21 protein-coding genes, 1 other RNA gene and 1 pseudogene are annotated in these 24,682 nt (G+C 49.9%); 9 read left to right on the top strand and 14 right to left on the bottom strand.

The features are described from left to right. The first annotated feature begins 368 nt into the window (after nucleotides 1–368). Together P4D80_RS15810 and ssrA are read left to right on the top strand one after the other, a co-directional pair. Nucleotides 369–1,667 carry an ABC transporter ATP-binding protein gene (locus tag P4D80_RS15810; protein WP_421654959.1) on the top strand — a complete coding sequence of 433 codons (1,299 nt, stop codon included), beginning with the start codon at nucleotides 369–371 and terminating at the stop codon, nucleotides 1,665–1,667. Nucleotides 1,668–1,747: 80 nt separating this feature from the next. Continuing rightward, nucleotides 1,748–2,136: a transfer-messenger RNA gene (gene ssrA, locus P4D80_RS15815) on the top strand. Nucleotides 2,137–2,376: 240 nt separating this feature from the next. On the opposite strand, the gene P4D80_RS15820 is transcribed toward ssrA, so the two are convergent. Continuing rightward, a complete protein-coding gene (locus tag P4D80_RS15820) occupies nucleotides 2,377–2,586 on the bottom strand; it encodes a hypothetical protein (RefSeq protein ID WP_421654960.1) in 210 nt (69 codons plus the stop codon). Nucleotides 2,587–2,731: 145 nt separating this feature from the next. Further along, a complete protein-coding gene (locus P4D80_RS15825; protein ID WP_421654961.1) occupies nucleotides 2,732–2,884 on the bottom strand; it encodes a hypothetical protein in 153 nt (50 codons plus the stop codon). 162 nt (nucleotides 2,885–3,046) lie between these two features. On the opposite strand from P4D80_RS15825, the gene P4D80_RS15830 reads away from it, so the two are divergent. From P4D80_RS15830 to P4D80_RS15840, 3 genes are all read left to right on the top strand, one after another. Beyond that, nucleotides 3,047–4,108, top strand: coding sequence for a threo-3-hydroxy-L-aspartate ammonia-lyase (locus tag P4D80_RS15830; RefSeq protein WP_421654962.1), 1,062 nt, complete (start codon nucleotides 3,047–3,049; stop codon nucleotides 4,106–4,108). Nucleotides 4,109–4,110: 2 nt separating this feature from the next. Continuing rightward, nucleotides 4,111–4,530 carry a nuclear transport factor 2 family protein gene (locus tag P4D80_RS15835; protein ID WP_421654963.1) on the top strand — a complete coding sequence of 140 codons (420 nt, stop codon included), beginning with the start codon at nucleotides 4,111–4,113 and terminating at the stop codon, nucleotides 4,528–4,530. 86 nt (nucleotides 4,531–4,616) lie between these two features. Further along, the gene (locus tag P4D80_RS15840; RefSeq protein ID WP_421654964.1) at nucleotides 4,617–5,033 is read left to right on the top strand and encodes an acyl-CoA thioesterase; all 417 of its coding nucleotides are present in this window, start codon (nucleotides 4,617–4,619) and stop codon (nucleotides 5,031–5,033) included. Here the strand turns inward: P4D80_RS15840 and P4D80_RS15845 are convergent. The 7 genes from P4D80_RS15845 to P4D80_RS15875 form a co-directional block, all read right to left on the bottom strand. After that, nucleotides 5,023–5,367: a hypothetical protein gene (locus P4D80_RS15845; RefSeq protein ID WP_421654965.1), complete on the bottom strand. Its 345-nt coding sequence runs from the start codon at nucleotides 5,365–5,367 to the stop codon at nucleotides 5,023–5,025. The two genes, P4D80_RS15840 and P4D80_RS15845, sit on opposite strands and share 11 nt — an antisense overlap. A gap of 99 nt (nucleotides 5,368–5,466) precedes the next feature. Further along, the gene (locus tag P4D80_RS15850; protein WP_421654966.1) at nucleotides 5,467–6,495 is read right to left on the bottom strand and encodes a glycosyltransferase family 2 protein; all 1,029 of its coding nucleotides are present in this window, start codon (nucleotides 6,493–6,495) and stop codon (nucleotides 5,467–5,469) included. Nucleotides 6,496–6,592: 97 nt separating this feature from the next. Then, complete coding sequence (locus P4D80_RS15855; protein WP_421654967.1) at nucleotides 6,593–9,679, bottom strand: HAD-IIIC family phosphatase; 3,087 nt, start codon at nucleotides 9,677–9,679, stop codon at nucleotides 6,593–6,595. 245 nt (nucleotides 9,680–9,924) lie between these two features. Beyond that, the gene (locus P4D80_RS15860; protein WP_421654968.1) at nucleotides 9,925–10,848 is read right to left on the bottom strand and encodes a glycosyltransferase; all 924 of its coding nucleotides are present in this window, start codon (nucleotides 10,846–10,848) and stop codon (nucleotides 9,925–9,927) included. Nucleotides 10,849–10,852: 4 nt separating this feature from the next. After that, nucleotides 10,853–12,298, bottom strand: coding sequence for a lipopolysaccharide biosynthesis protein (locus P4D80_RS15865; protein ID WP_421654969.1), 1,446 nt, complete (start codon nucleotides 12,296–12,298; stop codon nucleotides 10,853–10,855). A 62-nt stretch (nucleotides 12,299–12,360) separates the two neighbouring features. Beyond that, nucleotides 12,361–13,869, bottom strand: a complete 1,509-nt coding sequence (locus tag P4D80_RS15870) for an NAD(P)/FAD-dependent oxidoreductase (protein WP_421654970.1) — start codon at nucleotides 13,867–13,869, stop codon at nucleotides 12,361–12,363. Nucleotides 13,870–13,909: 40 nt separating this feature from the next. After that, entirely contained in the window at nucleotides 13,910–14,980 is a 1,071-nt protein-coding gene (locus P4D80_RS15875) for a glycosyltransferase family 2 protein (protein ID WP_421654971.1), read from the bottom strand. Between the two features lie 214 nt (nucleotides 14,981–15,194). On the opposite strand from P4D80_RS15875, the gene P4D80_RS15880 reads away from it, so the two are divergent. Then, a complete protein-coding gene (locus P4D80_RS15880; RefSeq protein ID WP_421654972.1) occupies nucleotides 15,195–15,842 on the top strand; it encodes a YqiA/YcfP family alpha/beta fold hydrolase in 648 nt (215 codons plus the stop codon). On the opposite strand, the gene P4D80_RS15885 is transcribed toward P4D80_RS15880, so the two are convergent. Continuing rightward, nucleotides 15,832–17,157, bottom strand: a complete 1,326-nt coding sequence (locus P4D80_RS15885; RefSeq protein WP_421654973.1) for a histidine kinase — start codon at nucleotides 17,155–17,157, stop codon at nucleotides 15,832–15,834. The two genes, P4D80_RS15880 and P4D80_RS15885, sit on opposite strands and share 11 nt — an antisense overlap. A gap of 124 nt (nucleotides 17,158–17,281) precedes the next feature. Then, a complete protein-coding gene (locus P4D80_RS15890) occupies nucleotides 17,282–18,355 on the bottom strand; it encodes a universal stress protein (RefSeq protein ID WP_421654974.1) in 1,074 nt (357 codons plus the stop codon). Between the two features lie 288 nt (nucleotides 18,356–18,643). Between P4D80_RS15890 and P4D80_RS15895 the strand changes: the two genes are divergently transcribed. Together P4D80_RS15895 and P4D80_RS15900 are read left to right on the top strand one after the other, a co-directional pair. Next, a complete protein-coding gene (locus P4D80_RS15895) occupies nucleotides 18,644–19,852 on the top strand; it encodes a glycosyltransferase family 4 protein (RefSeq protein WP_421654975.1) in 1,209 nt (402 codons plus the stop codon). A gap of 74 nt (nucleotides 19,853–19,926) precedes the next feature. Further along, a complete protein-coding gene (locus P4D80_RS15900) occupies nucleotides 19,927–20,175 on the top strand; it encodes a hypothetical protein (protein WP_421654977.1) in 249 nt (82 codons plus the stop codon). Nucleotides 20,176–20,557: 382 nt separating this feature from the next. Here the strand turns inward: P4D80_RS15900 and P4D80_RS15905 are convergent, their stop codons facing one another. The 3 genes from P4D80_RS15905 to P4D80_RS15915 form a co-directional block, all read right to left on the bottom strand. Then, nucleotides 20,558–21,493, bottom strand: a complete 936-nt coding sequence (locus P4D80_RS15905) for a hypothetical protein (protein WP_421654978.1) — start codon at nucleotides 21,491–21,493, stop codon at nucleotides 20,558–20,560. Nucleotides 21,494–21,607: 114 nt separating this feature from the next. Beyond that, complete coding sequence (locus P4D80_RS15910) at nucleotides 21,608–22,276, bottom strand: GNAT family N-acetyltransferase (protein WP_421654979.1); 669 nt, start codon at nucleotides 22,274–22,276, stop codon at nucleotides 21,608–21,610. Between the two features lie 734 nt (nucleotides 22,277–23,010). Then, the gene (locus P4D80_RS15915) at nucleotides 23,011–23,565 is read right to left on the bottom strand and encodes a nickel-binding protein (RefSeq protein WP_421654980.1); all 555 of its coding nucleotides are present in this window, start codon (nucleotides 23,563–23,565) and stop codon (nucleotides 23,011–23,013) included. Nucleotides 23,566–23,633: 68 nt separating this feature from the next. Here P4D80_RS15915 and P4D80_RS15920 point away from each other — a divergent pair. Beyond that, nucleotides 23,634–24,398, top strand: a pseudogene (locus tag P4D80_RS15920) (manganese catalase family protein). The last annotated feature ends 284 nt before the right edge of the window (nucleotides 24,399–24,682 follow it).

The following is a 24,682-nucleotide window of genomic DNA, read 5'->3' on the forward strand; positions in this document are numbered from 1 at the left end:
ATTCCAATCTTAGGCGTACATACAGCCAAGTGGCTCCAATTTGGAATGATTGTTACAATTTGGAATGATTGTTAACTTACATCCCCCCGATTTGAGAGAAACAGTAGTAAGCTAATCATCTGATAGTGAGTTATTAGAGAGAAGTGAGGGGTGATCGGGTGATTGGGTGGCGTTGCTGAAAAGCAGCATGAATCGAAACGAAGTTTCGAGCATACAGCACCTATTTCATACCCAAATTCAGCAACTCCGATTGGGTAGAGGAGTGAAGGGGTGGTTGCTCTTTACATCCATTACTCCATCACTCCATCACTCCATTACTCCCCACTCCCTACTTCATACTCCCCATCAATAGCGTCAAATTAATTGCCGTGGCACAGGTTGTTCTAGAAAACGTCTACAAAAGTTTTCAGCGTGGGAGTCGAGAGTCAGACGACAATCGAGCTGGCGTCTCTTCTGGTTCCCATCCCACGGCTGTATTACGCGCCATTAACCTCACAGTTCAGGATGGGGAATTCATGGTGCTGGTGGGCCCTTCTGGCTGCGGAAAAAGTACCCTGTTGCGGTTAATTGCAGGGCTAGAAGAACTCACGGGGGGCAATATCTACGTCGGCGATCGCCTGATTAATGACCTGCCGCCCAAAGAGCGTGATATCGCCATGGTGTTTCAAAATTACGCGCTCTATCCCCACATGACTGTGTACGACAACCTGGCCTTTGGGCTACGGAGAACAATGAAAGGGAGCCAAGAACCAGAAGGGGAGAGTCAAAAGGCGAAAGGTGAAAGGAGTCAGAATACCCCTCACCCCTCACTTCCCCTCTGGGCTGAAAATCTGTTGATTGTTTCTACTCGCAAATTACCCAAGGGACTGCGGTACCAGTCAGACCGAGAAAAGGTGATTGAGCAGCGGGTGCGAGAGGTGGCTCAAATTCTTCAGATTGAACCGTTTTTGAACCGACTGCCAAAACAGCTTTCGGGAGGACAGAAACAGCGGGTAGCCCTGGGACGAGCGATGGCCCGCTACCCCCAGGTATTTCTGATGGATGAGCCGCTGTCTAACCTGGATGCCAAGCTGCGGGCAGAAACGCGATCGCAAATCGTCAAGCTCCAGCGGCGTCTGGGAACTACCACCATTTATGTCACCCACGACCAGACAGAAGCCATGACGATGGGCGATCGTATTGCCGTCATGAATGCAGGGCAAATCCAGCAAATTGCTTCTCCGCTGGAACTATACAACCGTCCAGCCAATCGCTTTGTTGCTGAATTCATTGGTTCCCCACCCATGAACTTTCTGCCAGTTCAATTTAAGTCTCCCCTGCTTATTACCCATCCCCAATTTCGCCTGACCTTACCCGAAACCTGGGCTGTGTCTCTCCAACGTTACGATGGGCGGACATTAACCCTTGGTATTCGTCCAGAACACCTCAATATCAGTCCACCTGCGCCTAAAAATTTACCTGTTCAAGTAGAGCTGGTCGAAGCGCTTGGCAGCGAAACCTATTTATTTGTTCGGCTGGCTGGGGCCGATCCAACTCTTCCTTCCTTGCAAGCCCGGATTGAGAGCGATCGCCCCATCCGCATGGGCGAACAACTGTGGCTCTCCCTGGCACCCGATAAGATCCATCTGTTCGATAGCGAAACCGGACAGACACTTGCTCCCAAATAGGGGCTGAAGAGGCGCAAGAGGGATAAGCCCCACTCATCTACCCTTTCGCAAAGCGCTAGCGCTATAATGAGAAGAAACATGGGGCTGTACCGGTTTCGACGTTCTGGCGAACGATACCCCGTGATGCAGGTCGAGAGTGAGTACCTCTCGTAAATACAGGCTCAAAAAAATAGATGCAAACAACATCGTTCCTTTTGCTCGTAAGCAAGCTGCTGTTGCAGTTGCCTAACAACCTCTAATTTGGTTCGAGCGTCTGTAATCTGACTCCGTTAAGGATTACAGACCAACCCCCAACGGATGCGCTAGACCACCGCCTCTGGTCGGTATCTGGCTAAGACTTTACCAGAGCATCCCACCGTCCGGGATAAGGGACGGTTCCCGCTTCGAGGGTAAGAGAAGCTAAACCTGTGAATGAGCGGTGTACTAATACCCAGGACGGACACGGGTTCGACTCCCGTCAGCTCCACTTTACATTTATTAACATCTAGAGTTGCTGGTTACAACTTTTACTGGTACAGCAAAGCATCGGGGTGCAGGGGTTTCACCCCTGTTTGGGGGCTTCGCTCCCAAACCTCCATGTGCAAAATTTAGTGTTTGCAACACTACTAGTGGTCTTTCAGGACTGTTTTGATGGGTTGAAGACCTTCAAAACACCTGAGAATTGGGTTTTGTAGATTTGAGTTATCCTCAAATTTATCTTGACGGACTACTAGTCTGCAACTTTCAATAAACCCATTTGCAGGCGATCTAAAACATCGCTGACCATATCCATCTCACGTTCATCGAGCGATGCGCCACTGGCTAGCATCCTTAAGAAAAACATTTCATCGGCCCGAGTGATCTTACCCGTTGCAAGGACGCGGTTGAGGATTTGCCTAATTGTCAGTTGAGAGTGAGGATTACTGTTGCTGGTCTTCATAGCGTAATGCATCCGCAAATGGGGCTTGACGATGCTTCTAGATTCGCCTGAAAGGCAGTACTATTTCGCCATCCAAATGGATAGGTCTGTTTCACCCGATTGGATGAATTTGACATTCTGTTTCAATAGGTCGCCTGTAACCGATTCAACAAATAGTCTCCAGCAGAAATGGGTGGATACAGGGCTGGTTACTCGCAACTCTGGCAGGTGGGTGACAGGCGATCGCGGCATCCTCATTAGGGTGGCAAAAGAACGTGACTAAACAGCGAGATTTGCCGAGATGGGAATCGGTTGGCATAGACACTTTCCCTCTCCTTTATGTTCAGTCATTTCAACTTAAACGTGGGAAATTATGGTTAACGAATGATACGAAACGTTCAGTAAGTCCGCCTTAAATAAACCGCCTTAAATAAACTTAAATAAACCGCCTTAAATAAAATAGAGATTTACTCGTTTCCCAATGACCAACCCAAGTGTCCCTGCCCATGCCGATAGTTCGATGGATGCTGCATTGGCTGTATCTTTTATAGATGTAGAAGCAGCGGCACGCCGATCGCAGAATCAGGTGCATCGCACGCCGGTCATCACCAGCACTACGGTTGACCGCATGACCCAAAGCCAGGTGTTTTTTAAGTGCGAAAACTTTCAACGAACGGGATCTTTTAAGTTTCGCGGAGCAATGAATGCGCTGGTGCAACTGTCACCTGAGCAGCGGCGGCGGGGGGTGTTGACCTATTCTTCAGGCAATCATGCCCAGGCGATCGCCCTGGCGGGTCAGTTGCTCAGCATTCCTACCATCATCGTGATGCCAGAGGATGCACCTGCGGTGAAGCTGGCAGCGACGCGTGAGTATGGAGCAGAAGTGATTCTTTACAACCGTCAAATTCAAACACGGGAAGAACTGGGTGAAAAGCTAGCACGCGATCGCGGGTTGACCCTGATTCCTCCCTACGACCATCCCCATGTGATTGCAGGACAGGGAACCGTCGTGAAAGAGTTGATCGAAGAGGTGGGCGACCTGGATGCATTGCTTGTATGCTGTGGGGGAGGTGGATTGCTATCAGGGTGTGCAATCGCTGCAAAAGCCCTTATTCCCTCCTGTCAGGTGATTGGAGTAGAGCCCAGGCGGGCAGATGATGCAACGAGATCGTTTCACAGTCGCACCTTACAAACCGTCCACAACCCAAATACGGTCGCAGATGGTGCTCGCACTCCTTCTCTGGGGAAGTACACCTTTCCCCTGGTGTTGCACTATGTCAACGATATGGTCACTGTTTCTGAAGCCGCCATTCTTCGCACCATGTTCTTTCTCTGGGAACGGTTAAAAATTGTGGTAGAACCTACTGGAGCCGTGGCAGCCTCAGCTCTGTTGGAGGGAATTATATCAATACCCAACGCTCGTATTGGGGTCATCATTAGTGGCGGCAATGTGAACTTAAAGCAGGTAGGAAAGTTACTGGTAAAAGTCAACAAACCGTCTAAATTACAACCGAAAGTGCCCTGGGCAAGGGAACTAAGTTAGAGATGTCACAAATAGAAGAAATACGGCGCTTCCTTGCTGAGTATCGGGATGCTCTGTCGGCCTGCGATACAGCCCGCATTTGCAGATTTTATATTGAGCCTTTTCAAATCTCCAGTCCTGATTTTCTGGTTAACTTTCCTTCGCTGCGTCAGGCTGCCAGACATATGGATGCTCTGTTTGAAAAATACCGTAGTGATGGTTTTGGTAAAGCTGTAATCAAAACCCTGGCAATCCGTGAATATGAATCTGGTCATGCGATCGCTGACCTTACCTGGAAACTTGAAACCGCAGCAGGTGACGAAATCATTTCCTTTGACACCACCTATATTGTTAGAAAATATCAGGGTTGCTGGAAAATTGTGTTCGTCATGGACCACAACGCAAATGAACGCTTCAAAACAATTGCGCAGCCGTCGTCCTGAATCACCTCCTTCACCTCAGGAAATCTAGCAGTTCTCATTTGCATTCACAATCTTCCCCTTCTTACTCTCTACTTCATGCCCTCGCTATGCAGCCCTTCAAAACCAAAATCCGGGTCCGTTATCACGAGATGGACCCCCTTGGCCATGTGAATAATGCAGTGTATCAGCATTATCTGGAGCAGGCGGCGATTGAGCATTCTGAGCACTGCGGCTTCACCCTGGAGCGCTATCGGGAACTGGGGGGTGTCTATGTTTTGCGTCGCATTGAAATTGAATACCTGCGTCCAGCAATTGCCGGAGACACGCTGGAAGTTGCCACCTGGGTTGAAAAGATGCGTGGCCCCCGTGCCATTCGCCGCTATGAAATTCGACGTCAGGATGAGGAGGATCTGCTTGTCACCGCTGAAGCAACCTGGGTTTGGATAAACGCCGCCACAATGCGCCCCCAGCCCATTCCCAAAGAGATGATTGCAGCCTTTAATGCCCTCTCTTCTAACAGTTGAGCAGCCGCTCAAACTCAAGCCGAAGCGACTTTAAGTCAGCTAACCGCGAAACGAGAATGTTTTGCCCATCAGTGTTTTCTAACTGCTGCCGCCAGTGACGCACCGCTTCAACATTATTCATCCAGAAACTGATCACCGCTTCTACCACCTGCTCAGGTTCCCACTCTCGACTGGGAGTCACAGTTTCGGCTGACTCAAGCAGAGCATCCAGGGTGCACTTGTAAGACCCTAAATAGGCTACGCCTGTTTGAGGCTTGTGATCTAGAACTTCCTGCTGATAGTTAAAGAACTGCAGCACCGGCGAAACGCCCAAAATTTCAAACGTAAATTCCATGCGAATTCTCCAAACCATTTCCAATAAAAAGTTTGGAGTAACAATTTTATTGAAAATCGTTTGCGATCGCCCGCCTTCGCAAAACTCTGTTAAGCAGCTTCATGGGTTGACTGCTAACTTAGATGGTTGGTCCGACTCAGGCATGCCCGGTTTGATGAAAACGGTGTTGCGTAGAAAGTCCTGAAACAAATAGGGGGGATCCATATCTGGTTTTTGTTGAATGAGTTGCCGGAACCGCCACAGAGAATAGCCCGCAATCCATGCGGCGTCAGCCAGTGCTGTGTAAAGCCAGCCATGGTTTTTCATGAAGTAGCGACGGCGGGAATCAAACCAATACTGGGGCAATCGCTTTGGGCGAGCATTTCTGACAGTCACTCCTGTACTTTGTCCCGCAATATGCATGATTCGGCTTTGGGGAACGTACCAGCAAGACCAACCCGCCCGTTTCGCCTGCAAACAAAAATCCGTTTCTTCGAAATAAAGGAAATACCCCTCATCCATCAACCCGATCGCTTCAAACACCTCCCGTCGGATAAGCATACTGGCCCCCGGAATCCAGTCAATCGGGGCTGGTTCATTGCCCATTTGCTGAACCACTACCCAGCGAGAGAGCAGCTTTGTCACAATGCCTAAACGCAAACCAGAGTCTAATTCACTCAACACATTTGGGAAGCGAAACGCGATCGGCCAGGGTTCGCCATCGGCTTCTTCAAAGCTGCTGCCTACAATGCCAACCTCAGGACGCTGGGCAATAAAGTCCACCAGTGCTTTCAATGCTCCAGGCCGAACGACCGTATCTGGATTCAATAGCCAGTAATAGTCCGGTGGATTTGGCGATTGCAGAGCTGGACGAATGGCTAAGTTGTTACCAGAGGCATAACCGCCGTTGTGTTCCGCCGCGATCAAAGATGCCCAACCTTCCCAACCTTCCGTGGCGATCGCCCGTCCAATCTTTTCAACGGAATTATCTCCCGATGGGTTATCCACCACTACTACCTGAGTACCGGGTAGGGACTTTACCTCTTCCACCAGCGATCGCAGACAATTAATCGTCAGGTCTGCGGTGCGGTAGTTCACAATCACAATCAGCAACGGACACTTTTCGCTGGACTGAACGGCTTCATTCATAGGGTAGGCAGGGTGAATTAAATCAAATGGGCAAACGGGTTAAAAATTCTTTTCAAAACAGCAGACTATTCTCGACCTACTGTTAGTGTTGCAAACACTAAATTTTGCAACATGGGGGTTTGGGGGCTTCGCCTCCAGGCAGGGGTAGAGCCCCTGCACCCCCAACACAACTTTCGTTTTGCTGTACTAGTGCTGGCGCATCTGAGAACTCAGGGGTTAAGGCACGGTTAATGTAGTCCTGCATGACTTCAGCCATCACTTCTACATTGGGTTCTTGCAGCATACTGGAGTGCCCACCTGGAATGTCATAGACGCAAACGGTTCCAGTAATTCGTTTCTCCCAGCCAAAGAAAGGATCACTATAAACCTCGATCCAGGGTTCATCTGTCCCCTCTCCAGCGGTTGCCCTCAGTAAGAGTACATCTCCCTGATGCAAACTCTCAGGAATGTAATCAGCTTCAGCATATGTATACACCGTTCGCACCGAAAGATTGTGAAGGTAGGAAGGAATGGGAACCCCCTTATCTAAACACGCTCTAAACTGTTTCATTCGGAACTGATTCCAGACTCTGGTCGCCCTTGATTGAACTTCGTAGGTCAGCAAATTGGTCACTTTCTGTCCAACTTTGTTCAAGATAGTAAGGAATTTAGCCACAGGGTTGATTGTTTGTTTCTGCTCAAAAATGGAAGAGAACCGCTTCAGTCGGTGACTGACAATTCGACCAACTCGCTTTGGTGCTTCCACATCCGCCGCATCAATTAAGGCAACCATGCCGATCGCCTCCCCCTGCGATTGCAACTGACGGGCCATTTCAAAGGCAATCACTCCCCCAGCACACATTCCTCCCAACAGGTAAGGTCCTTTGGGCTGGACGCTGCGAATTTTTTCGATGTAGTAAGAGGCCATCTCTGGAATGCGCGTATGCAGGATGGGGCAACCTTCCTGGGCATAGGGTTGGAGTCCATAAACCTTGTGGGCCCGATCAAGGCGGTAGGCCAGGTTGCGGTAAAGCATCGTTTCGCCATCCCCATCATGAACCAGGAATACGGGAGGCTTTAAACCCCCATCCCGAATCAGAACCAGGGAATCACGGAGGCTGGATGTACCTGTGATCAGTCTGGCGAGTTGTTCGACAGTGGGGGCCTCAAGCAGTGTGGTGAGCGGAAACTTTTTGCCAAATTCTTTTTCAATTCGGACAAACAGTTCGACCGCCAGAAGAGACGTGCCACCCAGGTCAAAGTAGTTGTCCTGAACTCCAACAGGGTCGATGTGGAGCAGTTCTGACCAGAGCACCGCCAGTGATCGTTCAGTTTCAGTGCGGGGCACGACGAAGGGCTGATCGAGTGAGGGACGGGCATTGTGCCATTGGGACTGGGATTGTGCCAGAACTTGAGTGGGTGTAAATAGCTCGTTTGCAATCCGCGTAAAGCGTTCTGACTTGCTCACCTGTGACTCTGCTACTGAGGGAGCGATCGCTCCTTGCTTTGGTTTTTCAGCCGCTGGCTCTGCTCCGCCTGTATGGGGTGAATAGGCGACCGCCGCTGCCACATCGGTTGGCAGACTAAAGTTAAAGCCCGTTTCGGTTTCCTGTTTGTAATCAGCCGCAACACTTTCCAGAAAGTTGAGAGCGGGCTGGTTCTTTTTGGTTGGAATGAAAGGGGCATTGACCAGCGAGAGCCCCTCCTGCTGGGCAATTTTAGCCAGATGGATGAGCATGGCGTGTTCAACGCCCCGCCCCAAGACCCGACAGCTCAACAGAAACGTGTCAATGTTTAGAGCCGTAGCGTCTTTGCCAAAGATCATGACGCCCACTAGGCCGTAGTCTCCAAAGCGATCGCGCACCTCGACACAGCAGCACTCTAATCCTGCTTGAGCTAGCTGCTGAATTTCGCTTTCCGAGCGGCGGATGGTGGTGAAATTGAACTGGTTGGTGCGTTGAGTCAACTGAGCCACTCGCTGGATCTGGTCTGGGGATGGCTCCGAGATTTCAATTTTCAGTTCCAGCCCGGCGAGGAAATCTTCAATTGTCAATGCCTCCTGCTGGAAGCGATCGCGTTCGATATTTTGCTTATACAGGGTTGTCCGTTGCCGATCTTCCTCCGTCACCTTCAGGTGGTCAAACGCCCAAACGTGCTGTAAAAACCGGGGGATGTCAGACTCACCCGGTAGCTGAAGCGTCAGGACCTCTGGACAGCTTGCCCGCATCTCAGCGCATTCCACCGGATTGTCATCCATGAAAATGAAGCTGTCCAATCCCAGATTAAGCTCCTGGGCCAGTGAGCGAATATTTTCAGACTTCGGTAGCCAGTTGATCCGCCAGGAAACAATATTTTCCAGCTTTAACGGCATCTCTGAACGCTGCTGAAAAACCTCCAGAACATCGTGTTCCACATTCTTGCTGCACAGGCAAATTAGCATTCCGGCCTGTTGTTGAGCCACCATGAATTCCTGTAGGGTCTTCCAGGCTGGCGGAATCTGAATGCCCATGACCCCATCTTCCCCCACGACCCCTTTCCAGAGGGTATTGTCACAGTCAAGCACAATGACTTTGTAGGGAGCGCTTTTAAGGGTGTAGATTTTGCGTGCCAGTACGGTGCTGAGAGCTGTGAAAAACAGAGGCGTGAAAGGAATATGTCCTAACTTGTCCCGCTGAGGGTCGTAGTAATCCTCAACCGGATAGAGGGCAAAATCTTTGGAAGTGACCAGATACAAACCATTGATCTGCGTCAACTGGGTAACCATCTGCGCTTCTAGCCGCTGACAGAACTGAGCCCATCCAGGAACAGCCAAGGCGGTGGGTGAATCCGGGCACAGACAGAGGAGATGGGGAGTTGAAGAGTGGGTAACTGTGGTTTGAATAGCAGCTATCAGGTCTTGCAGATTTTGCTCCACTTTTTTCATCAGAACTGCTTCATCCCCAGTTACCTGATCGCGCCGCCAATCTTCAAACCGTAGCAGAATTACATTGACTCCCTGGTTTTGTGATAATAGGCTAGTGGGATTCAGCAGTTCTTGAAAAACCTGGTTGTAGGGTGCGATCCGAATGGACAGCGGCAGATCCAATTCCTTTACCCAGAAAGCGAGGGATGCTTCGATGGGCTCGGCGGTGAAGGTGGCTGCAATGGCGATCGCCTGTTGATATCCCTGATTTGAAAGAACTGGAGATTCAGCAACCGTTTGCATAGTTTGAGTGGGTTCTACGAGATAAAAGTCAGCACAAAGATGGCACTATAGCCTAGTATTCACCTGTATCAAACAATAATCTCCAGGCAGCCGACGACTTCCTAGGCAGAACTTTATATACTCTTCAACCGCTGCGGGAAATCCTCCCGAACGCTCATGAAATTTGAGTAAAGGGGGAGGTGGAGTAATGGGGTAACCGTCAGAGCAACTGGCTCAACTGAGCGATCGCTGGCCTGATCTTGCAGTTAGCCTCGATAGGAGGTTCCACCGCATTTGAGGCGTAACATCTCTATCACATAAACATAGGAAACAAAAAACATGACCAGCGAAACCTGGATCTTTTGCTGAACAGTTTTCAAACGTCTATCCAGGAATAGATTAAACCCGACCATCAAAATGGGGGCAATTAAATATTTCACCAGATTAAAGACAAAAAGACTGTTACGCTTTAAAAACGAATGTTTTCTCTGTAAGTCATAACGACCACCTGTAATCCGACGGGCTCTGGCATAGAGTTGCTGAAAAGAGTGGCGGGCGGGATGGGTAACGCAGACCGTTTCGGCATAAACAGGCTGGTAGCCAGCGGCATGTACCCGCTGTCCCCATTCCCTGTCTCCATTGGATTTCAGCGATCCGTCAAAGGCTCCCACCTGCTGGATGACCCTGGCGAAGGTAAACATATTGGCCGTTGCCCCAAAGTGGTGTTTCTCAACGAATTCCTGCTGGGGCAGGGCATACCACAGGCTTTCGTAGAGTTCGATGGGCGTGGGGTGAGCTTTGTCTAGAAAGGACGGTTCAATTTTTCCTGCCACAAATCCACAATTAGGGGTTACTAACAGGGCTCTGACACCTTGCTCGATCCAATCGAAGGCGGGAGTACAATCTGCATCGGTGAAGGCAATTACCGTTCCCTTGGCAACGGCAATCCCCCGGTTACGGGCTGCATAAGAACCCGGCTGGCTTTCGTAAACAAGGGTGGCTTGCTCAAATGGCAGCACCAGTTCCCCCATGTGCTGATCCGCATCTGAGCCATTATCAACCACCACCACTTCATAACGATGGTGGGGATAGGTTTGTTGTTCGAGCGCAAGCAGGCATTGTTTCAACCGAATCGCATCGTTGAAGACGGGAACGATCACAGAGACGAAGGGGAACGAGGATTGAGTCATGCACCTAGCTGGAACGGTGTTTACCAGAGAAATATCCAACGGTTGAACGAATGCCTGATCGTACCAGCTCAAATTCGCGATCGCTCAATTCTCCCATAAGCAAAAACCCCACTAGAGTCAGGGTACTTAGAACCAGCAATTTGCCCACCAGCAGCCAGCCTGACACGACCCACAGGCTAGCAAGTCCGTACATTATCCCACTCAGAAACAGGCTGCGTGCCAGGGAAAGAAAAGGGGGCAAGATTTGCCAGAGGAGGTAGATGGCGAGAATGAGTGCCACCGCATCCAGGCTGGCAACGAGGGTTGTGACACTCGCCGCTCCGATCGGGCCAAATTTTGGAATCACCCATAAATGACCAATGATTGCCAGAAGCACCATCGGGCCAGTAAGAGCGATCGTCCAGTTGGGTTTGCTTGCTGCCGTGAGAATGGCCGTTGTCACAGCAATCATTGCCAGGGCAACAGCTCCAAAAGTTAACACTGAAAATAAAGGAGCGGCGGGCAGAAATGTTGAACTGAAAAGCAATTGAATAATTTCTGCTGAGGCTCCTGCCCCCAACCCTGCAAACGGCAGCATTAGCAGCACCAACCGCATAGCATCTCGGCTCAGGCGTTTTGCCTTCTCCAGGTCGGCTGAGTGCAGTGTGCGCGTCAGGGTAGACAGCAAGAGCGGCACAAACGACAGCGTAAACAGACTGGGAATTAGGGAAAGATTTTGCGCCGTTCCATAAAAACCAGCATCGGCAGCGGTTCCGCCCAACAGTTTAAGCATGAGCAGATCCAGCTTTTCATACAGGCGCAGACTCAGAGCCAGCAGAAACAGGGGAACGGCGTATCCCCACAGTTTTTGAAGTGGGAAGGGCGATCGCCAAAACAGGGGCGGGTGAACATAGAAGCGACATACCAGTAGCTCAATCAAGGCGGCCAGCAGACTGCCGAGAATGGCACCCCAGAGCCACAGTCCTGATGCGACCAGCGCCACAATCAACACCAGGCGCGAGACCCAGCGTACTGCTGTAGAAACCGCCCGTTGACTGAATTTGCCCAGACCCACCAAAACGCTGCGGTGAGCATAGGTGAGGCAGAAAATGGGTACTTCCAGGACAAACAGACGCAGGTAGGGGGTCAGCTCCGGTTCGCCCAATGCTCCAGCCAGGGGCTCTGAAAAAATCCAGAACAAAGCCGCTGCCGCCACCCCAAGCACCAGGTGGAGCTGGAGCACCGTTGCTGCGACCGACTGCCAATCCTCGGCCTCGCCAATGAATTTAATCGTGGTGCGGGTGAACGCGGAAGTGATGCTCCAGCCCAGCCAGGAGACAATTGTGGTTGCCAGCATCAACAAACCATAGCCTTCGGGTCCCAATTGACGAGTCAGGTAAGCCGCCGTCAGCAGACCCGTTGGCAGCAGGAGGGACTCTGCCAGAAAGACCTGGAGCGTACCTGACGCCATGTGTCGGCCCGATGTAGTTAGGGTCTTGTGTGAATCGGGAGGGGTGGGCAGGTTAGCCTCCATTAGAAAATGGTTGCTTTGGGTCGATGGGGAGAGAGGGGGCCTTTTTCTGGGTAGCGGGGGGGAACCAACACAGGCTTAGACCTGGCATCGTCAAGGGTGAACTCCTCGTAGTAGGAACGCTCGGTGTTGACCGTCCAGAGGTTGTGTTCCTCACCAAAGAGGTTGCGGACTGCCAGCATGGCCGTCAGCATGGAGTGATCCTGGTTGTTGTAGCGATGCATGCCATTCCGGCCTACAGTTTGAAGGTTATCAAAGGTTTCCAAGTAATCCTGAATCACCTGGAGGTGTTGACGATACTCGGCATCGTAGATGGGGTAGGCTTTTCGCTGGCGAATGACAACGCCATCTTCCACATCCCCTCTTTTTACTCCTAAACCAAGGGCGATCGCTTCCTGGGTTGCCAGTCTAATCAACTCCGCATCCGACATTCCCCACAGCGGTTCTCCAACGCTGCAAAAATATTCCATCCCCAAACAGGTCTTATTGGGGTCAGGCACCATCGCCGGGCTCCAGTTCTTAAAGTTCTGGATGCGTCCAACCTTAAATTCTGGACTGTGAATATAGATCCAGTTATCGGGAAAGAGATGTTCCCGATTAATAATCAGCGCCACAATTAGAAAGTCCCGGTATCGGAGTCCGCGTGCAGCTTGTAGGACTTCTTGCGGAGGCAAGGGGTCGAGGCAACGCAGCAAAGCAGATACCGGCATTGTGGAAATAAAGTGGTCCGCACTGATCTGAAAAGTACGGTTTCCTTGCCTAGCCGTGATGCGCTTGATCTGGGTGCCCGCCCGCTCAATACGAGTCACCATAGTATTGAGATGAACTGGCGTTCCCCTCGTTTCCAGGATTTCCTGGCAACGCTCCCACATCATACCGGGACCCAGCAAAGGGTAATCGAACTCCTTGATCAGACTCTTAGCATTTTGGCTGCCAAACAGGGCATTGATCACCGCTCCTTTGAGCGACATCCCCTGAATCCGCTGGGCTGCCCAATCGGCTCGAATTTTGCTGCATGGGATACCCCACACTTTTTCAGTGTAGGTTTTGAAAAAAGTACGATAGAGCCGTGCCCCAAAGCGCTCAGTCACCCATTCCTCAAAGGTTTCTGCTTCTTTGCCAGGGTTGAGCTTGACTTTCAGCCTGGCCTTCAAATAACTCAAAACAATCAAAGCACTGGGCACCACCCCCAGGTTGAGGAATGTATTCAGCAGGGAAAGGGGATAGTTATAGAATTTTCCTCGGTAATAGATGCGAGACAGACGGGGGACTTTGATGAAGTCATCCCCTAAAATTTCTTGCCAGATCTGTTGCACTTCACTGACTTTGGTGAAGAAGCGATGTCCACCAATGTCAAAGCGATAACCCTTATACACTTCTGTTCGGGAAATGCCACCGACCTTATCGGCCTGCTCTAAAACGATCGCCGGTGTCTCTCGTTTCATCAGCTCGTAAGCGGCTGTGAGTCCGGCAGGACCAGCACCAATGACAACAACGGGATAGTGTTTCATTTCTCAACCTTCAGGGACTTACTTAGGGACAGGGCTTGATTCAGGACAGGGACAGGGGATTTGCTTTCAGCCCATTGCGCCAGTAGTAGCGCAGGGTACCCACTGCAAATGCCAGCCCGCCATAGAGAAAATACAGCCAGTGCCAGGGAATGACCTGAAGGGTGAACAGGAACCCTCGTTTTTTGTAAAAGAACCGATATACGGGTAGATTCAGCCACAAAAGCATACAGCCAATTCCCACTCCCACAAACCACACCAGTGACCACCAATATCCTGCAATCATGCAGGCAAATAGAGCATAGGTCAAGATTAAGCTAACACGGCTGGCATTTTTCAGGTTGAGGTCATTGGAGAATTGGCGATCGCGCCAGAGTAATTCTGTCCAGGGAATAGCCCGGTAAAAGATTTCTGCCCGCAACAGGGAACCTACCTTCCAGTGCTTCAGATGCTTGACCTGCACATCTTTGCACAGCCGAATTTGATAACCTGCCTGCTTGAGCCGATAGCCCAGCTCAATGTCTTCTACAGAAGGATAGCGATAGCGCTCATCAAAACCACCGACGGCCCAAAACACTTCGCGCCGGATCGCACCGCAAGCTCCCCAAAAGGTAGTCGCTTCTTCACATCCCGTTTGATGGGTGTAATGGTGAAACAGATTCTTATATTGAGAAAGAAAATTGGGGGCACCCGGAGCATCATCATAGGATCCAATCAGAGCGGCTAGAGTGGGGCGATCGCGAAAGGCATCGATCACTCCCTCAATCGTTTCAGGCGTAAGGGTGACATCTGCATCAATAAAAAACAGGATGTCGCCTTTCGCAATTTCTGCTCCTCGATTGCGGGCGCGGGCCGGGCCTCCATTGGTAGAAAGTCTGAGGGCGATCGCCCCCGCCTGTTCTGCCCACAAACTGGAATCATCCGTTCCACCGTCATCCACAACGATGATTTCTAGCACCCTGGAGGCCACCGTTGTCAGACTCTGCAAACAGTGACGAAAACTGTTACCCCCATTACGGACTGGAACAATAATGGAAATCGTGGGAAAAGATTGAGTGGACTGATGGAAATTCGTTTGCTCGTCTGGCTGGAATCCGGTATCTGGCATTGTCATTAAGATCTTCGTATCCCTGTATAGCTCTACGCGGGTGCATTAGGACATTGGAATTAGAGAGGGAGTGGGGGCTTCGCCCCCAGCCAGGGGTGGAACCCCTGCACCCCGTCCTAACCATAATGACTACCGCTATATTCTTACGCCCAATCTTCCAGCAGTATAGGACAACCGAAAACCAGTAAGACCAACGCTTCTACCCATCCCTCCATCCCCCATGCATTACATCTACCTCCACGGCTTCGCTTCCAGCCCACATTCGGCTAAGGCCAGAGATCTGGGCGATCGCTTCGCTCAGCTCAACATTCCCCTCCTGATCCCAGATTTGAACCAACAAGACTTCACCCACCTTACGCTCACCCGTCAACTTCAACAGGTTGAATCACTGCTTCCCAATAATGAAATTCCAGTCACTCTGATTGGTTCCAGCTTTGGTGGGCTAACCGCGGCCTGGTTGGGGCAGAAGCACCCCCAGGTTCAGCGTTTAGTATTGCTGGCTCCTGCCTTTGGGTTCCTCTCCCATTGGCTACCAAAACTGGGGCAGGCTCAGGTACAGCAATGGCAAAAAACAGGATTTTTGTCGGTTTATCACTACGGTGAAGACCGAATGCTACCGCTCAGCTATCAGTTTGTTGAAGATGCCGCTCAGTATCAGGAAGATCAACTTCAGCGTCCAGTACCTACTCTCATCCTCCACGGCAGGCACGATGAAGTGATTCCCATTGAAGCCAGCATTCACTATGCCCAAACTCGCCCCTGGGTAACTCTGGTTGAACTGAACAGTAACCATGCACTAACCGATGTCAGGGATGAAATCTGGGAAGTCATTCAAAGATTTTGTCTAAGGGACGTTTCTACTCCCTGAACACGGGTAGTGTGAAGTGGAAACAACTGCCCTGGCTGTGGGTTGAATCTACCCAGATCTGGCCATAGTGGGCTCGAATGATCCGCTGGCAGAGGGAAAGCCCGATTCCATAACCTTCTTTGTTTTCATCCCTAGCAAGTCGAAAATGATCTTCAAAGATGCGCTCCCGGTTTTCTTTGGGAATGCCAGGTCCATTGTCACACACACTAATCTGAACTTTTTGGGTGGTGCGATGCAAAATAGACAGCGATATGGTTCCCCCTAAAGGAGTATATTTAATCGCGTTATCCAACAGGTTGACAATTACCTGGCGCACCCGTTCCTGATCAGCAAGGACAGGGGGTAAATCGGACGGAATATCCTTCTCTACATGCTGGGATTTAGCATTGAAGCGATCGCGTAGTTCCTCCAGCACTTCCAGACATAGAACACCCATATCCAGTTTTTGGGGTTGAATCCGCAATTCGGCATTCGCACCCCGTGCGGCTTGGAGGATATCGGTAATCATGCGGTCGATCGCCCGTGTTTGTGTCCGGGCATGCTTCAAAAGCTGGGCCGTCAGGGCGGGGGTCAATCGGGTAGACCATCCCTTCACCGGGTCATGCCCCATTTCCAGGGTTTCCAGCGCTATGGAGGTTGCCGTTAATGGATTGCGCAGGTCATGTGCCAGCATGGCAATAATCTGGTCCTTAAACTGAAGCTGGTGCTCCAGCTCTTCCTTCTCCCGCTTGAGTCGGAAGACCTCATCTGAAAGTTGAATAAGCTCGGCTGAACGGGCGATCGAATTGACAGCTCGACGAATCGTAGAAGGTTGGGAAGGTTCCGGCGCAGATTTGACTGCTCTATCAAGCACATCACTTCCTCCCCCACTTGCCGCTTGAGGATCTGAATCTGTGAGATGCACGGGTTTAACAGACGCCCCCTTTTCTGAGGGATGTGACAGCTTTTCCTCTCCCAGATTGTCTGAAGACGATTGGAGGTAGCCCAAATCTTTAAAGTAGTCTTCTACTGAGCGCTGCCAGTAAGGCCACCAGTGTTGGAGTTGCTCAATCAGGTTGTTACCAGCCAGCGTTTGTCGAGGCTCAGGATGAATCTTAACCAGCGCAGGGGTTGCAATCAGCCGAAAGTGCTCAGCCAGGTAGGGCTGCTCTCCAACATCCACCACCTGAAGCTCAAACGAATATTCCGCTCGCAAGTCCTTGAGCGCTTCCTGCACATGACGAATTTGCTCCCTTGAACTGGGACGCTTATCAACAAACAGCAAAAGCTGTAATGGCATTTCAACATCGGCAGACTTTTCGGGAAATGCCTGCATGCCAACACTTCCTCTAGGACAAATGGGTTCGGGATATTCAGGATAGATGCTGGATCAAAACCGGATCAATTATCCATTTTGATCCTCCCTATAGCCTACTCTGTTAAACCGACTCCTGTCATGGCTAACCTGAGCGACAAAGCAGCACCGGGCAGGGAGCGTGATGAATAGTGTAGTCTGCGGTGGGGCCAAGGCGGGTATTGCGCAGAAGGGGGCGAGGCTCTTCTTGGCTTCGTTCTAGTGATTTAGCTGGGCGGAGGGTCGGCAGGGATGGTAGCAGCGATCGCTGCTTCCGATCACTCCCCAAAATCACCAGATCAACGCCCTGCTGCTGAGCAACCTGGCAAATCAAAGGCCCCGGCTCACTGATTTGCAGCAAGGTTTCGACCTGGAGGTTGGGCGATTCCAATGCTTCCTTCGCCAGATGTAAAATCTGCTCACCCTGTTCCCTCTGAGCCTTCTGTAGAGACTGGTTTAACTGCCAGCTTGGAGTGGGAGCAACAAATGGACCAAACAGGTAATCGGCGTTGAGAAATGGCTGCACATGCAGAAGAGTTACCTGCCGGATTCCCCCAGAAACCAACTGCTGGGTCGCAATAATTGCTGCCTCGGTTGCAGGAGAAGTACCCACCACCAGTAATACATGCTTTAAGCTAGGTTCCGTAGCTACCTCACCCGCTCCCCTTGCGACCAAAACGCTACAGGAAGAGTAGCGAGCGACCACTGCCGACACACTCCCTAGCAACAGTTCCCGCACTCCACCTGTCCCGCGAGACCCTACGGCAATCAGCCCTGCCCTAATGGTTCGGGCGTAACTCAGTATTTCCGTGGCAGGGCGGCCCCGACGAATTTCAACCGAAACCGGAAATTTGGCCGGGAAATCAGTATGTAGCAGTTCAGTCAGGTTGGCTTCCGAAAACAGTTTTTCAGAGGAGGAATCGCTCAAGTGTGGGCGGTCTTGTGGTTCGTCTGGCTGGGGTTCGGGTAAACGTCTGATTCTTCTCAACAATTGGTTAGAGCGGCTAGACCGTCGCGGTTGCACCATTAGAGCCATAACCAGTGTGGATTTGGACTCCTCTGGTTGGGGCAGAGTTTGGGCAATCAAGTAAAGCCATTTTTGAGCAAGACGGGCACTGGAAGAGCCATCAGTTGCCAATAGCAGCGGTGGAAAGAGAACTGGAGAAGTTACTTCCTGCATGACTTTACTCCAGACTCAGTCCACCATCCAGTTCCATACTCGAAGCCCATAATTGCTCCCACACAACCTGTATTTTTAACAGCACATCTTCCCGAGTTCAGAAATCATTCCAGTACTGAGATTCTATACTCTATCGAAATGGACTTCCCCTCCTGGGCTAACCTATGGAGAAGGGTGTTTCGACTGGCCGGTGAAAGAATAGCACAAGATACTCTTTCATTCCCCCATGTGTTTACTGATTTCCGCCTACCTGCACTGGAGGGCTGTATAGATTAGTAAGTAAGTGAAGTGTCTAAACAATCGGCGATGAAAATTCTGGTACTGGCATGGGAGTATCCTCCCCGCATTGTAGGCGGGATCGCTCGCCATGTAGCAGAACTCTACCCAGAACTGGCTAAGCGCGGGCACGAAATTCATCTAGTAACCGTAGAGTTTGGTCAGGCACCCCGTTACGAAGTGGTGGATGGAATCTATGTCCATCGGGTCATGATTGGACCCAGCCATGATTTCTTCCATTGGGTCGTCAACATGAATGAGAGCATGGGACGCCACGGCGGTAAGCTTTTAACAGAGGAAGGACCCTTTGACATTATCCATGCCCATGATTGGCTGGTGGGAGATGCAGCGATCGCCCTCAAGCATACCTTCAAAACCCCCTTAGTTGCTACTATTCACGCAACCGAGTACGGTCGCTATAACGGCATTTATACAGACCAGCAGCGCTACATTCACGGCAAGGAAATGCTGCTGGCCTACAACGCCTGGCGCATCATTGTTTGTACCAACTACATGCGTTTAGAGGTTGAACGGGCCCTGCAATCTCCCTGGGACAAGATTGATGTTGTCTATAACGGCATCCGGGCTGAAAAAAAACAGCGCGATCCGGACTTTGATTACCAAAACTTTCGTCGTCGCTTTGCCCGAGATGACGAGAAGATTGTGTACTATGTCGGGCGCATGACCCATGAGAAAGGAGTCTCTGTTCTGTTGAGTGCGGCTCCTAAAGTGATTCAGGAGATTGGGGATCATGTCAAATTCGTTTTGATTGGAGGCGGCAATGCCAGTCATTTAAAACGGCAGGCCTGGGATTTGGGTATCTGGCACAAATGCTTTTTTACCGGGTTTATGCCCGAAGATGATCTGGATAGGTTTCAAACGATCGCCGACTGTGCCGTATTTCCCAGTCTGTACGAGCCCTTCGGAATTGTGGCGTTAGAAAGCTTCGCGGCCCGGGTACCGGTTGTGGTTTCCGATACGGGTGGCTTTCCAGAGGTTGTCCGTCATGGCAAGACGGGCATCGTTACCTGGACAAACAATCCGGACTCCCTGGCCTGGGGTATTTTGGAAGTGTTGAGAAACCCAGATTATGCTCACTGGTTAGTTGACAATGCTTACGAAGATCTGGACCGCCGCTTCCGCTGGGATAAGCTGTCTCAGCAAACAGAAGCCGTCTACGGACGCGTGATTCACGAGCGATCGCAAACGGTTTGGGAGTAGAGGGCGATCGCGGCCACAAATTCTGCTCTTCCAGTTAGAATCTGCAAAAATACAAAAATATCTCGGATATCAGAATGACTACTGACGACCGCCTGATCAACAGCAAACTGGATATTCTGATCGATCAAATTGGTCGCCTCACCGAAGGGCTGACTGAAATCAAGCTCCTGATTCAGCAACAAGCAGAAACCGCTAAGCAACAAGCGGATTCCATCAAGCAGCAAGCGGATTCCATCAAGCAGCAAGCGGAAACCGCCCGCCTTCAGGCAGAAAGTGTCAACAAACTCGTTGCTTTGCTGGAACAACGTTCCCTTTCACCTTAGCTCGACTTTATCCAATTTCTGACTCCCTAACTGGTAGCAATTGTGGCATGTCAAATTTTTTCTAGACTTTTCTTGATATTCTCTAGACTTTTCTTGATATTAGTTGACCGCTAAACACTTAAAAAAGTTCGAGAATCTGTCTGAAATTCAGGCATCGCTAAGAATAGCTGCAATTTTAATCAATGGACAAAGTCGAGCTAAGAGGCAACTTACCGTCGTGGATTTCATCAACCCGATCGTCTTAACGCCTTTTTCCCTGGACTAAATCTTTTCACTAGTTCTTCGTCACTGCGATCCTGAAGTTGTTAACTTCCTATAAGAAGAAGATGAAAACTATTGCTGCGATCGCCCCTAATGTTTAGTAGGGGCAATCGCAGATGTATTACTGACAGTAAATCTCAGCAACTTCCAACAGCCGTGCCTGCTGGACAGGACTTATTTGTTTAAAGGTTTCCACAAATTGAGTATGAGTAATCCCTGAGCCAATGAAAGTCCAGCGATAGGATTGCTCCTGCACGGTTTGAATTTCTTGCTTTTCTGCTTCGGTGAAGGTGCGCCCTGTTGCCCTGGCAAGGCTTTCAATATCCAGTTGCACCTGCATCATCAGTCCACCATTGAGGAATTCAATTAGCTTAAAGAAGTCTTCTACACCAGCTTCTACCTCAGATGGTTCTAACTGGCACACCAATTGCTCCACCATCAAAGTATCTAACGTGGTGTGTTGAGCTTCTTCCAGCCAGTGATTTCGTAAGAGATTACAAAACTGCGGATCCAGGCTTTCGCCAAAATTGTCACGGATGCTAGCCAGATAATGATATTGCGTCATCCATTCGATATAAAGGATGATCAATACCACTCCCAGCGGACGATGCTGAAGCACCGCATTGGCAATATCCTGTACAGGACCAATACCATCACAGCGGCTACCGAAACCAATCTCAAACTCTTCAGCAAAGTGACGAAATAACCGAATATGTTTACTCTCTTCTTCAGCAAAATGCAGCAGGGCTTGAGTTGCGGTGATATCAGTCAGACCTGTAGTTTTGACATGATCGAGAACACAGGGAACAATGAATTCTTCAACTAAACCAAACAGATGTAAATAGCTATTACCGCGAATTTGATTCAGAATTAGCTTTTCTGATGCGTTGAGACAAGAAATCTGATTGACTCGTGCCAGCACTTCCGGCATAAATCGTTTGCTGAAGTCCAGGCGTTTATCGCCACCAATAAGATCTTCAATCCGCCAGTTGACCTTAGCAGCGCGGTGCAGGGATTGTGCGTAGCTCTGGTTGGAGTTGATTGCGATCGCAGTCATGTTTGTTCTCCTGTTGTAGTTTTTAGAAATTGAACACAGTTGAAAAAGCTGTTTTCTGGTTGTGTTTCAGCGACTTTGCCATGTAGAGGGTCAAGCAACAATACTGGATGGGAACTAGCCCGGAAGGCGCATCATGGGAAAAATGGGTGGCGATGCTGCAACTTGAATTCTGCACAGGACCTTGAACCCATGTCGTTCATAGAAGGGAATATTCGCTGGTTTTGAAGCTTCAAGGTAAGCAGGGATGCGATCGCGATCGCACTGCATCAATACATGTTGCATCAGGGCTGAACCATAGCCCCTGCCCTGTTGAACTGGTTCTACGCCAATCAGCGGCAGGTACCAGTGAGGTTCCCTGGGATGGTAGTGCCCCATTTGCTCAAATAGAGCAAATCGATCTGCCTGATCCGATTCAAAGATGCTTTCTTGAAGCAATGCCATCAGTGGCTCTTCATCCGGCTCAACCCCTGGTGGAAACCAGAGTGCTGCGCCAGAGTAATCTTCAATGGAGTAAGCGGTGCCATGCTTAAATGCTTTGCCTCCGAATACTCTTACAAATTGAGGGAAATAGGTCAGATATTGCTGAGTATTTGGATATATCCAGCGTGCTGCGGGATCGGCACTAAATGCTAAAACAATGGTTGCAATGGCCCGCTCCTGTTCAGGTAAGGCAACAGGTTTAACCTGTTTAGTAAGCGGCTCAGTTGGAAAAGCTTGCTCATGATACTTTGCTTCCAGATTTAAGTGATTTGCAGATTCTACAGATGGTTGAAATGTAGACATAATTTCAAGCACTCAAGACATTGATAAAGTAGTTGGATAGGGATGGAATAGGAACTCGCTGTAATCAGCGAATTGATCTAGACCCAGGAGGTTTAAGAGAAGCTCAAGCACCATCCAAACCGTAACTTTGGCAATGAGAGTTTTCCATTTCACCCGTATTGGGATCACCCCCTGGATCTGAAAGATTGGATTTGGTCTGCTGTTCTGCTATCAGATTATTCAGACCCCAGTCCTGAAACCGTCCGGGAATCATCCAGAAATCATCCAGCCCACCCGCATCCCTATAGAAGAAGTCAGCCCCTGGTTGAAGGGCAAGTTTCCCTTTGAGTTCCCAGGGGGATTTAGACGATTATCGGCAGCAAAACACAGCTGAATATCATGGCCACCTGGATCTTTCAACCGTGCTTCACGCCACAGGTAGGGCATATTAGTTGGATCTTGTTCTAATGCTGATTTTTGGTAGCGTGATATTACATTAGCCTGACAGTTGCCCTGAAATCATTCGGAGATTATTCAGTAAGCTTTGGAAACCAAAAAAGCTTTGTTATAGCGGTAGTCATTGTGGTTAGGACGGGGTGCAGGGGTTCCACCCCTGGCTGGGGGCGAAGCCCCCACTCCCTCTCTAATTCCAATGTCCTAACGCACCTTCGTAGAGCTATACAACGCAAGGCCAGTGTTACAAGTCATAAATTTTGCAACATGGGGGAGTGGGGGGCGATGCCCCTCCACTACCTTCAAAATTTTTGTTTTGATCTACTAGATTGCCTGTGGTGTGAACCGGGAACGACAAGGCGCGATCGCCAGATACGTGTTAGAGGAATATTTGCATTACAACAAGCTTTGTGCACATCATCCATATTAGTGTCAGTAAAGATTGCGATCGCATATCGGCCTCCCACTGAAACCAGAGAAAGAACGGATTGGATGTCCTGATTCTGGAAATAGGTCTGAGCAGTCTTTTGAATGGTAATCCATTCGTCAGATGCGATCGGCTTGCCATCTACCACTTCAGTAATGACCAGAGTCGAACCCGGTAACCTTAAAAACTGGCTTTGCTCCAAACAGATCTCAGCTCGCCAAACCTGGTCATAGGGAATACCACCTTGGCGGCAAGCATCACGCACAAGTTCTGCATAAGGTGCTTTAAATTCGCAAATAGAGCGAGTGCCATCAACAGCGACAAATGATCGAACCCAGGTAATACCATGAGCAACAAAACAGGGATGGAGTTCTAAATCAAACTCTTTTATCGGTGGAGCGTAACTACAATCGAGAATAATTCTTGCCATCACACTGCAATTAAAAATCACAAGTTAAGTATGGTTACTAACAATCATTTTTAACTTTGAATAGCACTTTGTACCGCTATATTGGCACCGAAGAAATTGGTCACATTGAGATAATGGCAACTTTGATTGCCCACTTATTGAACAAAGCTCCAATCAAACTGCAAGAAAATAGGGCTAAAGATCCCATCAATGGGGCTGTAATGGGCGACTCAAACCCAAGGGAAACTACCATGGATATTATGGCTGCGACCATGAATCCCCAACATGGAATTGTCTCTGGCTTGGGTGCGATGCCTGCTGACAGTGCAGGTTTTCCCTGAAATGGTCGGTTTATTGCGGCAAGTGGTAACTTGCTGGCCGATTTCCGTTCTAACTTGCGGGCAGAGTCTCAAGGGCGCTTGCAGGCAGTGCGTTTGTACGAAATGACCAGTGATCGCAGTGTGCGGGATACGCTTAGTTTCCTGCTTGCCCATGGCACAATGCACCAGAACCAATGGCTGGCAGAGATCGAAGAGCTGGAAGCTGATGGACTGGAGACTACGCTAGTGCCCAGCAAGTTTCCAAAAGACCTGGAGAAGTCTGAAGTTGCTTGCCAGTTCTGGAACAATTCGGAAGGAACTGAAAGTAGCAAGGGACACTGGGCGAAAGGCCCATCACCTGACGGTAAGGGCGAGTTTGAGTACGTTGTGAACCCCAAACCTTTGGGACAGTCTCTAAACTTTCTTCGGGTGAACCCTGATTGTATACCACTACCGAGATTGGTGCCTCCGATAAGGCAACCAGTTCATCCGCTGCTAGCAAACAAAAGTCTGCCCATTAGGCGATCGCGCTGATGAGAGTTTAAATCCAGATAGGGTGAGTAATGCCCACTCTACTACTTGGAGGATTTTGGGTAAACACTTCGATTTGAATCAGGCACTCCTGGGTTGGGGTAGGGTTTTGCCAGATTTACATCCCCTCAATCGGGTTTGACATGGGAATTACCAGTTTACCAGGGGCTCCCAAGAATTTTTATAACCTTTTCATTTTTCTTTCATTTTTTGAGCTAGGCTGTTAATGATAGATTTCATTTTCCTTTCATTTTCAATTATCTGAAGCTGGGCTTGGGTGTAGAAGA

The sequence above is a fragment of the Leptothermofonsia sp. ETS-13 genome (genome assembly GCF_049200465.1).
In the GTDB taxonomy this organism is placed as follows: domain Bacteria; phylum Cyanobacteriota; class Cyanobacteriia; order Leptolyngbyales; family Leptolyngbyaceae; genus Leptothermofonsia.

What these genes read in the sequence shown, in the direction of transcription:
- P4D80_RS15820 (WP_421654960.1), bottom strand. Translation starts at nt 2,586, where the DNA reads ATGAAGACCAGCAACAGTAATCCTCACTCTCAACTGACAATTAGGCAA.
- P4D80_RS15825 (WP_421654961.1), bottom strand. Translation starts at nt 2,884, where the DNA reads ATGCCAACCGATTCCCATCTCGGCAAATCTCGCTGTTTAGTCACGTTC.
- P4D80_RS15830 (WP_421654962.1), top strand. Translation starts at nt 3,047, where the DNA reads ATGACCAACCCAAGTGTCCCTGCCCATGCCGATAGTTCGATGGATGCT.
- P4D80_RS15835 (WP_421654963.1), top strand. Translation starts at nt 4,111, where the DNA reads ATGTCACAAATAGAAGAAATACGGCGCTTCCTTGCTGAGTATCGGGAT.
- P4D80_RS15840 (WP_421654964.1), top strand. Translation starts at nt 4,617, where the DNA reads ATGCAGCCCTTCAAAACCAAAATCCGGGTCCGTTATCACGAGATGGAC.
- P4D80_RS15845 (WP_421654965.1), bottom strand. Translation starts at nt 5,367, where the DNA reads ATGGAATTTACGTTTGAAATTTTGGGCGTTTCGCCGGTGCTGCAGTTC.
- P4D80_RS15850 (WP_421654966.1), bottom strand. Translation starts at nt 6,495, where the DNA reads ATGAATGAAGCCGTTCAGTCCAGCGAAAAGTGTCCGTTGCTGATTGTG.
- P4D80_RS15855 (WP_421654967.1), bottom strand. Translation starts at nt 9,679, where the DNA reads ATGCAAACGGTTGCTGAATCTCCAGTTCTTTCAAATCAGGGATATCAA.
- P4D80_RS15860 (WP_421654968.1), bottom strand. Translation starts at nt 10,848, where the DNA reads ATGACTCAATCCTCGTTCCCCTTCGTCTCTGTGATCGTTCCCGTCTTC.
- P4D80_RS15865 (WP_421654969.1), bottom strand. Translation starts at nt 12,298, where the DNA reads ATGGCGTCAGGTACGCTCCAGGTCTTTCTGGCAGAGTCCCTCCTGCTG.
- P4D80_RS15870 (WP_421654970.1), bottom strand. Translation starts at nt 13,869, where the DNA reads ATGAAACACTATCCCGTTGTTGTCATTGGTGCTGGTCCTGCCGGACTC.
- P4D80_RS15875 (WP_421654971.1), bottom strand. Translation starts at nt 14,980, where the DNA reads ATGACAATGCCAGATACCGGATTCCAGCCAGACGAGCAAACGAATTTC.
- P4D80_RS15880 (WP_421654972.1), top strand. Translation starts at nt 15,195, where the DNA reads ATGCATTACATCTACCTCCACGGCTTCGCTTCCAGCCCACATTCGGCT.
- P4D80_RS15885 (WP_421654973.1), bottom strand. Translation starts at nt 17,157, where the DNA reads ATGCAGGCATTTCCCGAAAAGTCTGCCGATGTTGAAATGCCATTACAG.
- P4D80_RS15890 (WP_421654974.1), bottom strand. Translation starts at nt 18,355, where the DNA reads ATGCAGGAAGTAACTTCTCCAGTTCTCTTTCCACCGCTGCTATTGGCA.
- P4D80_RS15900 (WP_421654977.1), top strand. Translation starts at nt 19,927, where the DNA reads ATGACTACTGACGACCGCCTGATCAACAGCAAACTGGATATTCTGATC.
- P4D80_RS15905 (WP_421654978.1), bottom strand. Translation starts at nt 21,493, where the DNA reads ATGACTGCGATCGCAATCAACTCCAACCAGAGCTACGCACAATCCCTG.
- P4D80_RS15910 (WP_421654979.1), bottom strand. Translation starts at nt 22,276, where the DNA reads ATGTCTACATTTCAACCATCTGTAGAATCTGCAAATCACTTAAATCTG.
- P4D80_RS15915 (WP_421654980.1), bottom strand. Translation starts at nt 23,565, where the DNA reads ATGGCAAGAATTATTCTCGATTGTAGTTACGCTCCACCGATAAAAGAG.